This window comes from Winogradskyella poriferorum (genome assembly GCF_050618035.1).
Taxonomy (GTDB): domain Bacteria; phylum Bacteroidota; class Bacteroidia; order Flavobacteriales; family Flavobacteriaceae; genus Winogradskyella; species Winogradskyella poriferorum_A.
The window spans coordinates 436,879-451,832 of record NZ_JBODPY010000001.1 but is presented as its reverse complement, the minus strand read 5'-3'; the positions used below and the strand labels follow the sequence as shown (position 1 = coordinate 451,832).

The following is a 14,954-nucleotide window of genomic DNA, read 5'->3' as shown; positions in this document are numbered from 1 at the left end:
TATTATGTTTTGATTCATAAATATGAGACACAGAAAATTACAAAAAGTAACTTAGATTTTGCATAGAATTTCCGCAGCTTTTATTAAAGTTTCGTCGGTTTTTGCAAAACAGAAACGTAGTGTTTTATCAGTTTTTGAATTGTCATAAAAGACGGATAATGGGATTGAGGCTATTTTATTTTCTTTGGTGAGCCTTACAGCGTACTCAGTATCTTTCTCATCAGTAATATTGGAGTAATCTAAGACTTGAAAGTAAGTGCCCTGTGACGGTTTAAATTTAAACCTTGATTCTGATATGAGATTTAAAAATAAATCTCTTTTTTGCTTAAAAAATGCTGAAAGTTCTAAATAGGTATTGGGATCACTCATGTAGTCAGCAATTCCTTTTTGCATAGGGTGATTAACCGAAAAAACATTGAACTGATGAACTTTTCTAAATTCTGTCATTAAGTCTTTAGGCGCACAGCAATAGCCAATTTTCCAGCCTGTATTATGAAGCGTCTTACCAAATGAAGCTGTAATAAATGACCTCTTTTTTAGATCTGGAAAGAAGCAAGCACTAAAATGATTTAAATCATCAAACACCATATGCTCATAGACTTCATCACTTAAAACTATGATATCTGTATTCTGGGTCAGTTCTTGCAGTTTTAACATGTCTTCCTTAGACCATACAGTTCCTGTTGGATTGTGTGGCGAATTAATGATAATCATCTTGGTTTTAGATGTAATAAAAGTAGCCACTTGGTCCCAATCAACTTTGTAATCTGGTGTATTTAATTCTAAAGGGATAGGGATACCACCATTAATCTTTACTGCTGGCTCGTAACAATCATAAGCAGGTTTAAATAAAATAACTTCATCATTTGGATGTATAAATGCCGAGATTATAGTATAAATAGCCTGTGTTGCACCTGCAGTTATGGTTATTTCGTTTTCTGGATGATAGGTCGAATTGTAAAGTAAGTCGTATTTATGGGTAATAGCTAAACGCAAATCGAGATTACCTGTCATTGGTGCGTATTGGTTATACCCATTTGTCATGGCATTTGAAACCAGCTCGTTTAGTTTAGAACTACTCGTATAATTAGGGAAACCTTGAGACAGATTTATAGCATTATGTTCATTTGCTAAGGCACTCATTACTGTAAAAATTGTGGTGCCTGTTTCTGGAAGTTTAGAATTTATAGCCATTAAATGAATATACGAAAAGGACTGATTTAAATAAAAATTACTTCATAAAACTAAATGTTTAATTGAATGTTATCTAATAATTAAATTGGTTAATAATAGCGGAAATGTTAATACAATAGTAAAGTGTAGATAATTTAATTGAGTGTCTTAATTTATTAATTAGTAGTCAGTTAACCAATTAAAATAAAATTATGTACAGACATTACTTTTTGTTTATTATTCTTTCATTTTTAAGTATTTTTTCATTTGCTCAAGATGGAAATATAAAAGGAGTAATAATCGATGAACAGGGACTCTTTATTCCTTACGCTACTATTACAATAAAACAACTTAATAAAGGGACCGTTTCAGATTCTGAAGGCAAGTTTCTATTATTAAATGTTCCAGTTGGATCTCAAACACTTAACATAGATTATTTAGGATACAGCAGTCAAGAAATTAGTATTGATGTAACAGATGGTCAGACTGTTGAGGTTAAGGTAGTTCTACAGCCAAAATCTGAAGAGCTAGACGGCGTAATCCTAACAGGATTTGTTGGAGGACAAGCCAAAGCTCTAAATACACAGAAAAACAAGCGAAATATTACCAATATAGTATCTGCTGACCAAGTTGGTAAGTTTCCTGATGCAAATATTGGTGATGCGGTAAAAAGAATTCCTGGTATTACTATGCAGGTGGACCAGGGAGAGGCACGTAATGTAATAGTGAGAGGATTGGCTCCACAATTAAATTCTGTCACTTTGAATGGTTCACGAATTCCTTCAGCTGAAGGTGATAATAGAAATATTCAAATGGATCTCATCCCTGCTGATATGATTCAGCAGATTGAGGTAAATAAAGCTGTGACACCAGATATGGATGGAGATGCACTAGGAGGCTCGGTTAATTTGGTAACGAGGACAGCTCCTGAAGGATTTAGACTTTCGGCAACAGCCGGATCTGGTGTAAATTTCATTACTGATAGACGAATTTTAAACGGATCATTTATACTTGGAGATAGGTCTAAGAATGGAAAATTTGGTTGGATGTTGTCTGCTTCAGTTAATGACAATGACTTTGGCTCTGATAATATAGAGTTTGTTTGGTTGAATGAAGCTGAAAGTCCTATATCAGGTGAGGATATTGAAGTGTCACCATATATTGAAGAACATGATATAAGAACATATATTGTTCAGCGAATTCGACGTAGTTTTTCGGCAAATTTTGATTATAAATTTGACCCTAATAATACAGTCTATTTAAAAACCATGTATAATTGGAGAGATGACCGAGAAAATCGTTATAGATTAAGATATCGGGCGATAGAACCAGTCTTTGAAGATGGGACCGAATCTATAATTGGATATCAAGGGGAAATAAGAAGACAGACTAAAGGAGGTATAGATAATGATAGAAATAGAAATACAAGATTAGAGGATCAAAGAATGCAAAACTATACACTAGGTGGAGATCATCTTTTTGGATCTGTGAAACTAGATTGGTTAGCCTCTTACGCAAGTGCATCCGAAGAACGACTAAATGAACGTTACATTTCATATGAACTAGATGATAATGGTGATGGTAACCCTATACCTTTTAGTGTATTACTTTCAGATCCAGAATTCCCATTGATAATCCCTTCTGTAACTGCTAATACAAGTTTAGATCGTTATTCATTAAGAGAAATTACAGAGGAGAATCAATTTACAGAAGAAGAAGATCTAAATGCTTTTGTTAATCTTGAAGTGCCAAGTGATATCTTCGGTCAAGGTGACGGTTCTGTTAAGATTGGTGCTAGACTTCGTTTAAAGGATAAAATAAGAAACAATAACTTTTTTGAATTTAGTCCATTAACTGGAGACTTTGATGATTTTAGTTCTATTCCATTAACTGATCAAACAGATGACAACTATTTGGCAGGTGGCAGATATGCAGCTGGATCTTTTGTTTCTCCAAGATATCTAGGGCAATTAAACTTAAATAACAGTTCATTGTTTGAAATAGAGTCTTTACCTGATGAATTTTTAAGGGCTAATTTCAATGTTGAAGAAAATGTGGTTGCAGGTTATGCAATGTTAGATCAAAAGCTTTCCAATAAGCTTTCGGTTTTGGCTGGTCTACGGGTAGAGAGTACTAGTATAACTGCGACAGGTAATCAAATTCAGGATGAAGAAGATTTGGTGGGAACAGTTACTGAAGAGAGTTCTTATACAAACCTTTTACCTAGTATTCATTTTAAATATGACATAAATCCAAATGCAGTTATTCGTTTTGCTTGGACAAATACATTAGCACGGCCTAATTATGAAGATTTAGTTCCTTTTATTGATGTGGTCAATGACGACGAGGAAATATTTGTTGGTAACCCAGAATTAGAAACTACTACTTCAATGGCATTTGACTTAATGGCAGAATATTATTTTAGTAATGTTGGTATAATATCTGGAGGTGTTTTTTATAAGGATATTAGTGATTTTATCTACACGTCTCAATCAACAGACAGCTCTACAGGATTTGATCTTTTTCAGCCATTAAATGGCGATGCAGCAACTATTTTTGGTGCTGAATTTTCATTCCAAAGACAGTTGGATTTCTTACCAGGGTTTCTAAAAAATTTCAATATATATCTTAATTACACCTATTTAACTTCAGATACTGAAGGCGTTGAGAATCAAGAAGGAGGTTCTAGAACTGATTTAGATTTACCTGGTACTGCACCAAACATGTTTAATGGTTCTATTGCTTATACGGATAATAAGTTTAATATTCGTTTATCAGCGAATTACTCAGATGCTTACATCGATGAAATTGGAGGGAATGCCTTTGAAGATCGATACTATGACGAACAATTTTTAGTAGATTTCAATGTCAATTATGCAATTAATGATAATCTAAGAATTTATCTCGATTTAAATAATATTACAGATCAACCTCTACGCTATTTTCAAGGGGTAAGAAGCAGAACAATGCAAGCTGAGTATTATGGAAGAAGATTATCAATAGGATTAAAATATGATTTGTTTAAAAGAAGGTAAGCCATTTCTGCTTGTATTGATAATGGTAATTTTTGGTTGTAATAATAAACATCTTCCAAAAATTGAACCGGTACTAATAACTGAGAAGACACCTCATGACACCGACGATCCAGCAATCTGGATAAATAGGGAGAATCCATTAGAATCAATTGTGTTTGGCACCGATAAAGATGAGGTAAATGGTGGGATCTATGCTTTTGATTTGGAGGGGAAAATAATTATGGATAAGACCATTACTGGACTTAGCTACCCCAATAATGTTGATATATCGAATGGTTTTTTTATAAATGATACAACGACCATTGATATAATTGGTTTTACTGAAAGAGAGAAGAATCAGATAAGATTGTTTTCGGTGCCTGAAATGAAAATGTTGGATAGTGGTGGATTAAAAGTTTTTGAAGATGAATCCAATGTGAGTTATCGCAGACCAATGGGCATTGCTTTTTATAAGGAACAGAGAACAAAGAAGACTTATTTAATAGTCAGTAGAAAAGAAGGGCCAATTAAAAACTATTTATATCAATACGAAGTTATAGTAGACACTCAAGGATTAAAACTACAATTCGCTAGAAAGTTCGGTAATTTCAGTGGAAATAAGGAGATTGAAGCCATTGCTGTTGATGAAGAGTTGGGTTATATATATTATTCAGATGAGGATCATTGCATCAGAAAATATTATGCATCACCTGATAAGGGAGACGAAGAAATAAGCTGTTTTGGGGGAGAATATTTTAGCAGAGATATCGAAGGTATTGCTATTGCAAAGTATAATGGAAATAGTGGTTTTTTAATAGTGTCAAATCAGCAAGAAAACAGCTTTAATGTCTTTGATAGAATTTCTAATGATTTTGTAATGGAATTAGACTTAGGGACCATTGAAACAGATGGATGCGATGTTGTTACTTTTTCACTAGGAAGTAAGTTTTCAAGAGGTTTGTTTGTGTCAATGTCAGACTCAAAGACCTTTTATTTCCATGATTTAGGAAGTCTTAATCTTAATAAAGATTAATCTTCATATGCTTAAGTTAATTGTTAAGCCCTTTCTAGAAATAGAAAGGGTTTACTTTAATATATCGTCAATTATCTTAAGATGATGATTTGTATGAACTTCTAAAAACTTAAAAGTTGAGGTCTTGTTGAGAATCCCAAAATAGAGATGCTTAAAAGTAGCTTTATTATTAATCTTTGGGTAGTCTTTTATGTTTAGGCGTGCCAATTCTAATTGTTCTAATAAGTCATTTAATTTAATGACCTCAGGAGGCAGAACAACCTTAGGTGCTTTTCCACTACCTCTTGGTATGTACCGCGTTAATAAACAGAATTTCCCTAATAATGTAGATTTAGGTTTCTTGTCGTTCGAAGATGTTTTTAATTGACTTATTATACCATTAATAACTTTAAGACTATGATCTATTTGCCAACCTACAGAAGATTTTGAAACTAATAGATTTTTCTCCTCAAACTGTGGGATTACTGTTTCAAACCTATTGAGATATTTGGTTAGCTTAGTTAGCTCTTTCATACTTATAAAATTAAAAAACCCTTGCTGTTCTGCAAGGGTTTAGTCTATTTGTTAAAGTAGATCACTAGTTTAGTATCTATAATGCTCTGGTTTAAATGGGCCCTCTACGGTAACACCAATATATTCCGCCTGATCTTGCTTTAATTCTGTCAATTCAACACCAATTTTTTCCAAATGTAATTTAGCAACTTTCTCATCTAAGTGTTTTGGTAACATATAGACTTCGTTGCCATAATTCTCAGAATTATTCCATAGCTCAATCTGCGCTAGTGTCTGGTTTGTAAATGAATTACTCATTACAAAGCTAGGGTGACCTGTTGCACATCCTAAATTCACCAAGCGACCTTCTGCTAATACAATTATATCCTTGCCATCAATCGTATATTTATCAACCTGTGGTTTAATGGTGTTTTTTGTAGTACCATAGTTTTCGTTAAGCCAAGCCATTTGAATTTCGTTATCAAAATGACCAATGTTACAGACAATAGCTTTATCCTTCATAGCTTTAAAATGCTCAGCTCTTACTATATCTTTATTTCCAGTTGTTGTAATAATAATATCAGAATTTGCTACTACAGTTTCTAAACGCTTAACTTCATAACCATCCATTGCTGCCTGTAATGCACAGATAGGATCTATTTCTGTTACAGTAACAATACTACCAGCACCTTTAAATGAGGCTGCAGTTCCTTTACCAACGTCGCCATAACCACAAACCGTTACGCGTTTACCTGCTAACATTATATCTGTAGCACGTCTTATAGCATCAACAGCAGATTCTTTACATCCATACTTATTGTCAAATTTAGATTTTGTCACAGAATCGTTAACATTAATGGCTGGCATAGGAAGCGTTCCATTTTTAACACGCTCATATAGACGGTGTACACCTGTTGTTGTTTCTTCAGATAATCCTTTAATACCATCAGCTAACTCTGGGTATTTGTCCAAGACCATATTAGTGAGATCTCCACCATCATCTAATATCATATTTAATGGTTCGCGATTTTCACCGAAAAATAAAGTTTGTTCTATGCACCAATCAAACTCCTCTTCAGTCATATTTTTCCAAGCATAAACAGCAGTTCCAGCATCAGCAATCGCAGCAGCGGCTTGGTCTTGAGTTGAAAATATATTACAAGAACTCCAAGTTACCTCTGCACCAAGTGCTTGTAAAGTTTCTATTAAAACTGCAGTCTGGATTGTCATGTGTAGGCATCCCGCAATACGTGCACCTTTAAGTGGTTGTTCATCTTTATATTCTTCTCGTAAACTCATGAGGCCAGGCATCTCAGCTTCTGCTAATTCTATCTCTTTTCTTCCCCATGCTGCAAGCGACATGTCCTTTACCTTATAAGGAACATATGCAATTTTTGTACTCATCTTTCTAATTTCTTTTTAGTTTTAATTGCCTTTGGCTTTAGAATTGAATTGGTTAAATTCGCTTACCGAATAATGCCACATCTGCTTAAGGCAGTGCAAAGGTAATCAATAGGTTTTAGAATATTAAATGCCACTTTACAAATCCATTAATGTAAACTCACAAACCTGTGTTAAAATCTGGAAGATTGAAGAGTCCTACCAGGATTTGATAGAACCTCTAGATTTAAAACCCAATAGCCTAGAACGTGTTTTGGGAATGAAAAGTGAGATGCATCAACGTGGTTTTTTAAGTGTGCGTCATTTATTAAGAGAGTTTGGTTATACCGATCGAGATTTGTTTTACGATAGCAATGGGAAACCACATTTAAAGGATGGTAAGCATATTTCAATTACACACTCTTTTAATTTTTCAGGTGTTATTATTAGTGATTTGGAAGTTGGTATTGATATTGAAAAACAAAGAGACAAAATCTCCATAATTGCAGAGAAATTTGTGGATTACGAATTTCAATATCTCAACAAATCATCAAAAGATTATATCAATAAACTCACGGTTATTTGGGGAATAAAAGAATCATTATACAAGCTCTTTGCAACGCCTGGTATGTTATTTAGAGAACATTTTTTAGTTATACCATTTATGATAGAGGATGGTAAAACAGTAGCGTGGATAGATTATAAAAATAAAAAGCACAGATATAATACGGCCTTTTTAGAATTTGAAGGTTTTACTTGTGCTTATGTAGTACCTTAATGAGAAAATTATATCAAGACATTATAATAAATTCTGAAGTTGGTAAAACGCAATTGGCTGTTTTAATCGATCCGGATAAGGCTGATGTAAATCGGATTGGAAAATTTATTGAACAGATAAATCAAACCGTTGCTACACATATATTTGTTGGAGGTAGTGAAACTAACGGAATAAGCATAGATGACTTAGTATTGGAAATTAAAGACCATACTGAACTTCCAGTCATTTTATTTCCTGGCAACGCTAATCAAATCTCTAAGTATGCAGATGGCATTTTGTTTCTATCTCTAATTTCTGGTCGTAATGCCGATTATTTGATCGATATGCAAGTAAAAGCTGTAGATCAACTTTACAATACCGAATTAGAAGTCATTCCAACAGGTTATTTATTAATAGAGAGTGGTAACATAACCTCAGTTGAAAGGGTGAGTCAAACTAAACCTATTTCGAGAGAAAATATAAGTCTTATTAAAGATACGGCTAAGGCAGGTGAATATTTAGGGATGAAACTCATTTATCTCGAAGCAGGCAGTGGCGCTTTATCACCAATTAATAAAGAAATTATAACTGCTGTTAAAGAATTTATGGATCTACCACTTATTGTAGGTGGTGGTATAAAGTCTAAAGAGGCCTTTGACCAGGCTATTGAGGCTGGCGCAAATATGGTAGTAATAGGAAATGCTTTTGAAAATGATCCCTTATTCTATGAGTACTTACTAAAACCTAATTTCAAATTTTCATCCAAATAAATTAATAATGAAAGTTTCAATTGAATTAACACTCACACCGCTTAAGGATGATTACGAACCTCACATTGTTGATTTTATCAAGTTGCTTAGAGCTTCAGAGTTTACGGTATTAGAAAATCCACTAAGCACACAAATCTATGGCGATTTTGATAAACTCATGCCTTTTCTCAATGAAGCTATTAAGCAAGCTTTCCAAGCTATAGATATTGCAGTTTTAAATATGAAGATAGTAAAGACCGACCGAAGTGATTATAAGCCAGATTTTTGATTTACTTTTTGGTCAATATGCCGAATATCAAGTTACAGATATAGTTCTAGAAATTGTGGCTGTTGTTTTTGGATTCCTTTCCGTTTGGTTTTCTAAACAGAATAATATCTGGGTTTTCCCAACTGGTATGTTGAGCACGGCAATATTCGTATATCTTTTACTTAAATGGGAGCTTTTGGGAGATATGATGATTAATGCCTATTACTTTTTAATGAGTGTATATGGCTGGTATGTGTGGACACGTAAGGTCGACGAAACCCATGTAACACCAATAAGTACAACCACAAAAAATCAGAAATTAATAAGTGTTGGCATTTTTTTCGCAACACTACTTTTTGTTTATATCGTTTACAGAGTATTTGATAAATGGACGTCTTGGGTCGCTTACGTAGATACCATAACAACGGCAATATTTTTTGTCGGAATGTGGTTAATGGCCAAGCGGAAAATAGAAAATTGGATATTTTGGATTGTTGGTGATATCATATCTGTACCTTTGTATTTATATAAAGGATTTACCTTTACGAGTTTACAATATTTAGGATTTACGGTAATCGCCATCTTTGGATATCTTGCATGGAAGAAGCACTTAAACAACATCCATCAAACTGTATAAAAGTAGTATTATTTGGACCAGAGTCCACTGGAAAAACTACCTTGTCCAGACAGTTAGCGAGACACTACAATTCGGTTTGGGTGCCAGAGTATGCAAGAGCGTATTTGCAGGATAAATGGAATAATGAAAGAAAAACCTGTGAGCCTAAAGATTTATTACCCATTGCGAAAGGTCAGATGCAATTGGAAAATAAATTAGCTCAGAAAACGGATACAATCCTAATTTGCGATACGGATCTACTTGAAACTAAGGTGTATAGTGAAGCCTATTATTCAGGAACCTGTGATCCCCTTTTAGAAGAATATGCGCTTAAAAATTCGTATGAACTCTATTTTTTAACCTATATTGACACACCGTGGGAGCCAGATGATCTTAGAGATAAACCCAATGAAAGAGAGCGTATGTTTAAAGCATTTGAAAAGGCTCTAATAGATCATAAGCGACCATATGTATTATTAAAGGGAAATAAGAAAGAACGTCTTAAATTGGCAATAAAACATATAGATAACCTACTAACAGAATCAGCATGACTTTTACTGAAGAGGATTTAAAACAAATAGAGGCAAAGGGCTTAACCGTTGCCCAAGTGTCTTCTCAAATTGAATTATTTAAAACAGGAATACCATTTGCAAACGTTTATGAAGCTGCAACAATAGACAATGGAATAATTGGACTGAATAATGATAATATTAAAAAAGCGATTACCCATTTTGATGGTAAAAGAAATGATTTATCATTATTAAAGTTTGTTCCTGCATCAGGTGCAGCAACAAGAATGTTTAAATTCCTTTTTCAGTTCTTAGAAGAGTACGATCCTAAAAAAGAATCCCTCAATTCGTTTATTAATAAGAATAAACTCAAAGATTTTTCATTATTCCGTGTAGGATTGGAGCAATTTCCATTTCATAAGTTGGTAATGGATAAGATCAATGAAAGTGATGTCGACTATGAAAATTTGGCTTCTGGTGAAAAAGCCATAGTTTATGTGAGTACAATGCTTAACGAAGGGCATCTTAATTTTGGAGATTCTCCAAAAGGGTTACTGCCTTTTCATGAGTATAAAAATGATCATATTTCTACTGCCTTTGAGGAGCATTTGTACGAAGCCGCATTGTACGCTTCTGACAATAAAGAGGCCAAGTTACATTTTACCATTTCGGCAAAATATAAGGATAAGTTTAAAGAAGAATTTAGACGTATAGAGGAGTTTGTGGAGCAAAAAACAGGTATATCTTTTGACATTTCGTTTTCATATCAGCAAGGCTCAACCGATACTATTGCCGTCACTTTAGACAACGATCCTTTTAGAGAAAATGATGGCACTTTATTATTTAGACCATCTGGACATGGTGCATTACTTAAGAATTTAAATGCACTTGATGCCGACATTATTTTTATTAAAAATATAGATAATGTAGTGGTGAAGAAATATAAGGATGAAGTCGCAAAATATAAAAAGGTACTTGCTGGTATATTATTACAGGTGCAAGAAAAAGCATTTGAGTTTTTAAATGAGCTCGATTCAGATGCGGTATCTGAAGATCGCTTAGTTGAAATTGCTGAATTTCTAACACGAAAACTAAATGTTAGGATTTCACATGAATTTGAGAAGTATTCTGATAAGTATAAAATTGAATATTTAAGAGAAAAGCTAAATCGTCCTATTCGTGTTTGTGGAATGGTGAAAAATGAAGGTGAACCAGGTGGTGGCCCTTTTTGGGTTAAAGATCAAAATTCACAAGTTTCACTACAGATTGTAGAGTCTGCTCAGATTAATCAAAATGATAAGTCGCAGAAAAGTATTTTAATGAATGCGACGCACTTTAACCCAGTAGATTTGGTATGTGGTGTTAGAAATTATAAAGGAGAAACATTTAACCTTGAAGATTTTGTTGATCACAAGGCAGCATTTATCACCGCAAAGACTAAAGCAGGTAAGGATTTAAAAGCACTCGAATTACCTGGACTATGGAATGGTAGTATGGCCTTTTGGAATACCATTTTTGTAGAGGTTCCTATAATTACTTTCAATCCGGTGAAGACCGTCAACGACCTTTTAAAAGATAGTCATCAAATTAAATAGGGTGGATGCCGAAGGACTAATATCTGAACTTACTTTTAAGGCAATTCGTAGCTCTGGTAGTGGAGGACAACATGTCAATAAAGTAGCTACTAAGATTGTCTTATATTTCGATTTAGTTAATTCAAATTATTTAGATGAGGAACAAAAACTGCGCTTACATTCGATCCTAAAAAATAGGATTAATAAAGACGGTATACTCATTTTAAGTTCTGGCCAAAGTCGAAGCCAACTAAAGAACAAGACTACAGCTATAAACCGTTTTTTAGATATAATCCAGCAAGGATTAAAAGAAGAAAAAGAGAGAAAAAAAACCAAACTTCCACGAGCAGTAAAGCGCAAAAGACTTGAGGATAAAAGAAAAGCTTCTGAGAAGAAAGCCAATCGACGAAAGCCAGATGTCTATTAAATAATTAATTCAGCTTAAGCTATTGTTATTTTTCAATTGTAGACTATCTTTGCGGCGTTCTCAAAAAAGGGGTGCCAATAAGTGGCTGAGATCATACCCATTGAACCTGAGCAGGTAATGCTGCTAAGGAATTGAGCTTAGAGCTCTAATAATTAATTATTAATACAGAATAATTACCTCTTTTTATTCGATTATTTTTTAATCGTAATGAAATCTAGTATTCTTAAATCTCAATTTGGTCAATTGTTTATGTTGACCAGATTCAGTTTCGTCTTTCAAAATAATATGGCCGAAACTAAAAATTTATTCAAAATTCGACTTGGAATAAGTCAAAATCTAATCTTATTATTTGCCTTAATAGCTTGCACGACACTAAGTGCTCAAGACAAGGTGCAGGATTCGACAAAAGTTGAAAAACTTGATGAGGTCCTGGTAAAATCTGTACGTGTGGATGCTAAATCACCAATTACGCATACCAACGTTACAAAAAAGGAAATCGCTAAGCGCAACCTTGGTCAAGATATTCCAATTTTATTGAATTTTCTACCGTCGGTGGTGACCACCTCAGATGCTGGTGCTGGTGTAGGATATACTGGTATAAGAGTGAGAGGTGTGAGTCCACAATCAACAAACATCACTATTAACGGAATACCTTATAATGATGCCGAATCATTAGGAACATTTTGGGTAAACTTGGGTGACTTTGCATCCTCTGTAGAAAGTTTACAGTTACAGCGTGGAGTTGGGACTTCAACCAATGGATCTGGAGCTTTTGGAGCAAGTATTAATATTTTAACCGATGCTGTATCTAAAGAAGCCAAAGGCGAAATATCTAATTCTTTTGGAAGTTTCAATACCAGAAAGCATACCGTTAAGTTCTCTACAGGTCTCATTAACGATCATTTTGAAATTGCTGGTCGTTTGTCAAATATTTCATCAGATGGTTATATCGACAGGGCATCTGCAGATCTTAAGGCTTATTTTTTACAGGGATCTTATATAGATGATAATACGTTGATAAAAGCGATAGTTTTTGGAGGTAACGAAGTGACTTATCAATCATGGTTTGGTATAGACAGAGCAACTTTAGAATCGGACAGAACTTTTAATCCTGCAGGAATCTATGAGGATGATAATGGTAATATTCAGTTTTATGATAATGAAGTGGATAACTACAGCCAAGATCATTATCAGTTGCATTGGAATCAGCGCTACAATAACTATTGGTCAACAACTGTTGGTTTAAACTACACTTATGGACGTGGTTATTTTGAACAATTCAGGGAAGATGATGAGTTTGAAACCTACGGATTCGAGGAGTTCGAGGTAAATGGTGAAACACAAAATATAACCGATTTAATTCGTCGTAGATGGTTGGATAATGATTTTTATGTAATCAATGCAAGTGCTAACTATAAAAACAATGGCTTAGATATGATTTTTGGTGGTTCATTTAGTCATTATGATGGTGATCATTTTGGTGAAGTTATTTGGGCTGAGTTTGCGAGTCAGTCAGATATTCGTGACCGTTATTATGATGGAAATAGTTTAAAAAATGACCTGTCTATATTCTCAAAAGCTAATTATCAGCTCAATGATAAAATTAGTCTTTATGGAGATTTGCAGGTAAGAAATGTAACCTATAAGACTTACGGAACAACTTCAGATTTAGTAGACTTTGAGGTAGATAAAGACTTTACATTTTTTAATCCAAAAGCTGGTATCACTTACGATTTAAACACTAATAATAGTTTCTATTTCTCATACGCTAGAGCGAATAGAGAACCAAATAGAACAGATTTTGAATCTAATAATGATATAGAGCCAGAGCAATTGAATGATTTTGAGCTTGGGTGGAGACATAGAAAAGGAAATTTTAGTTTCAATGCTAATGCCTATTACATGCTTTACAACGAGCAGTTAGTATTATCAGGACGCTTAGACGATGTTGGGAATCCTATTAGAACAAACAGTGGAGAAAGCTATAGATTAGGATTGGAGTTAGAAGCTGTAATACCTGTTACACCGCAATTAACATTGCAACCTAATATGACAATTAGTTCTAATAAAAACAGAGAAACGATTGTGTCATTAAATGGAGAACTTCAAAATTTGGGGAAGACAGACATTTCGTTTTCACCAGATTTAGTAGCTGCCAATGCTATCGTTTTTCAGCCTATTGAAAACTTACAATTATCGTTGTTGAGTAAATATGTTGGTGAACAATTTATGGGAAATACAGAAAATCCAGAATCTAGATTAGATAGCTTCTTTGTTAATGATTTTAATGTGACCTATACCATAGAGACCAATTCAATTTTTGATTCAGTAGTTTTTACAGGTCTAGTGAACAATATTTTCAACGAAAAGTATGTGTCTAATGGCTATTTTGGATCATTTGATTTTGGTGATCCCGACAGCCCTACGGGAATTTCAACAGGATTTTTCTCAGGCTTCTATCCACAGGCAACAACAAATGTTTTACTTGGTGTGACTTTAAATTTTTAGTTATTTGTAACTAAAAATTGACCATTTCCAAGATCATCAACCCTGTATGGCTTTAACGTGCAGGGTTGTGTATTTCCACTAAGACCAACACCAGTAGCAAGGCTATATTGGTTCACTTCATCACAACTAGTTTCCACAATATCACCTGTACCACTTAATTCTAATAAAGAACAAGAAGAAGGTGGTAAACTAGGGTCTGAGGCATCCCAAGCTAGGAGTGTGGATGAATCTCTTCGCCATAACCAAATACCACCATTACCTTGACCAGATACGTATACACCGTTTCCTGGAAATTCAAGCTGATTAAATTGTGGCAAATTGGTATTAACGGTAAGGTTAACTACGGCATCAAATAGAAAATTACAGTTGGGATTAATATTATCATCACCACTGCATGACATTATAATAAAAGTCAAAATTAGTAACCTTTTTTTCATCTTATTTTTTACGGGTC

14 protein-coding genes are annotated in these 14,954 nt (G+C 34.0%); 10 read left to right on the top strand and 4 right to left on the bottom strand.

All coding sequences use genetic code 11. From position 1 onward, the window contains the following. Nucleotides 1–51 precede the first annotated feature (51 nt). Nucleotides 52–1,194 (bottom strand): methionine aminotransferase, encoded by a 1,143-nt coding sequence (locus ACRHOC_RS01975; protein WP_431156827.1) that lies wholly within the window; start codon nt 1,192–1,194, stop codon nt 52–54. Nucleotides 1,195–1,385: 191 nt separating this feature from the next. On the opposite strand from ACRHOC_RS01975, the gene ACRHOC_RS01970 reads away from it, so the two are divergent. Together ACRHOC_RS01970 and ACRHOC_RS01965 are read left to right on the top strand one after the other, a co-directional pair. Then, nucleotides 1,386–4,208 (top strand): TonB-dependent receptor, encoded by a 2,823-nt coding sequence (locus tag ACRHOC_RS01970; RefSeq protein ID WP_431156826.1) that lies wholly within the window; start codon nt 1,386–1,388, stop codon nt 4,206–4,208. Continuing rightward, entirely contained in the window at nt 4,186–5,220 is a 1,035-nt protein-coding gene (locus tag ACRHOC_RS01965; protein WP_431156825.1) for a phytase, read from the top strand. Before ACRHOC_RS01970 ends, ACRHOC_RS01965 begins: the two co-directional genes overlap by 23 nt. A 51-nt stretch (nt 5,221–5,271) precedes the next feature. Here ACRHOC_RS01965 and ACRHOC_RS01960 read toward each other — a convergent pair whose 3' ends face one another. Both ACRHOC_RS01960 and ahcY read right to left on the bottom strand, forming a co-directional pair. Beyond that, nucleotides 5,272–5,733, bottom strand: a complete 462-nt coding sequence (locus ACRHOC_RS01960) for a DUF1569 domain-containing protein (protein ID WP_431156824.1) — start codon at nt 5,731–5,733, stop codon at nt 5,272–5,274. A 69-nt stretch (nt 5,734–5,802) separates the two neighbouring features. Next, nucleotides 5,803–7,116 (bottom strand): adenosylhomocysteinase, encoded by a 1,314-nt coding sequence (ahcY, locus tag ACRHOC_RS01955; protein ID WP_431156823.1) that lies wholly within the window; start codon nt 7,114–7,116, stop codon nt 5,803–5,805. A gap of 127 nt (nt 7,117–7,243) precedes the next feature. On the opposite strand from ahcY, the gene ACRHOC_RS01950 reads away from it, so the two are divergent. The 8 genes from ACRHOC_RS01950 (at nt 7,244) to ACRHOC_RS01915 (ending at nt 14,500) form a co-directional block, all read left to right on the top strand. Further along, nucleotides 7,244–7,870, top strand: coding sequence for a 4'-phosphopantetheinyl transferase family protein (locus tag ACRHOC_RS01950; RefSeq protein ID WP_431156822.1), 627 nt, complete (start codon nt 7,244–7,246; stop codon nt 7,868–7,870). Beyond that, on the top strand, nt 7,870–8,619 hold the full coding sequence (locus ACRHOC_RS01945; protein ID WP_431156821.1) for a geranylgeranylglyceryl/heptaprenylglyceryl phosphate synthase: 750 nt from the start codon (nt 7,870–7,872) through the stop codon (nt 8,617–8,619). The genes ACRHOC_RS01950 and ACRHOC_RS01945 overlap by 1 nt, the downstream gene beginning before the upstream one ends. A gap of 7 nt (nt 8,620–8,626) precedes the next feature. Continuing rightward, nucleotides 8,627–8,887, top strand: coding sequence for a thiamine-binding protein (locus ACRHOC_RS01940; RefSeq protein WP_431156820.1), 261 nt, complete (start codon nt 8,627–8,629; stop codon nt 8,885–8,887). Continuing rightward, nucleotides 8,871–9,503 carry a nicotinamide riboside transporter PnuC gene (gene pnuC, locus ACRHOC_RS01935; RefSeq protein ID WP_431157439.1) on the top strand — a complete coding sequence of 211 codons (633 nt, stop codon included), beginning with the start codon at nt 8,871–8,873 and terminating at the stop codon, nt 9,501–9,503. The genes ACRHOC_RS01940 and pnuC overlap by 17 nt, the downstream gene beginning before the upstream one ends. Then, nucleotides 9,464–10,033, top strand: coding sequence for an AAA family ATPase (locus ACRHOC_RS01930; RefSeq protein WP_431156819.1), 570 nt, complete (start codon nt 9,464–9,466; stop codon nt 10,031–10,033). The genes pnuC and ACRHOC_RS01930 overlap by 40 nt, the downstream gene beginning before the upstream one ends. After that, nucleotides 10,030–11,586 carry a DUF4301 family protein gene (locus tag ACRHOC_RS01925; RefSeq protein ID WP_431156818.1) on the top strand — a complete coding sequence of 519 codons (1,557 nt, stop codon included), beginning with the start codon at nt 10,030–10,032 and terminating at the stop codon, nt 11,584–11,586. Before ACRHOC_RS01930 ends, ACRHOC_RS01925 begins: the two co-directional genes overlap by 4 nt. A gap of 1 nt (nt 11,587) precedes the next feature. Beyond that, nucleotides 11,588–11,992, top strand: coding sequence for an alternative ribosome rescue aminoacyl-tRNA hydrolase ArfB (gene arfB, locus ACRHOC_RS01920; RefSeq protein WP_431156817.1), 405 nt, complete (start codon nt 11,588–11,590; stop codon nt 11,990–11,992). A gap of 285 nt (nt 11,993–12,277) precedes the next feature. Next, nucleotides 12,278–14,500, top strand: coding sequence for a TonB-dependent receptor (locus ACRHOC_RS01915; RefSeq protein WP_431156816.1), 2,223 nt, complete (start codon nt 12,278–12,280; stop codon nt 14,498–14,500). Here ACRHOC_RS01915 and ACRHOC_RS01910 read toward each other — a convergent pair. Next, on the bottom strand, nt 14,497–14,937 hold the full coding sequence (locus tag ACRHOC_RS01910) for a hypothetical protein (RefSeq protein WP_431156815.1): 441 nt from the start codon (nt 14,935–14,937) through the stop codon (nt 14,497–14,499). The genes ACRHOC_RS01915 and ACRHOC_RS01910 overlap by 4 nt on opposite strands. Nucleotides 14,938–14,954 lie beyond the last annotated feature (17 nt).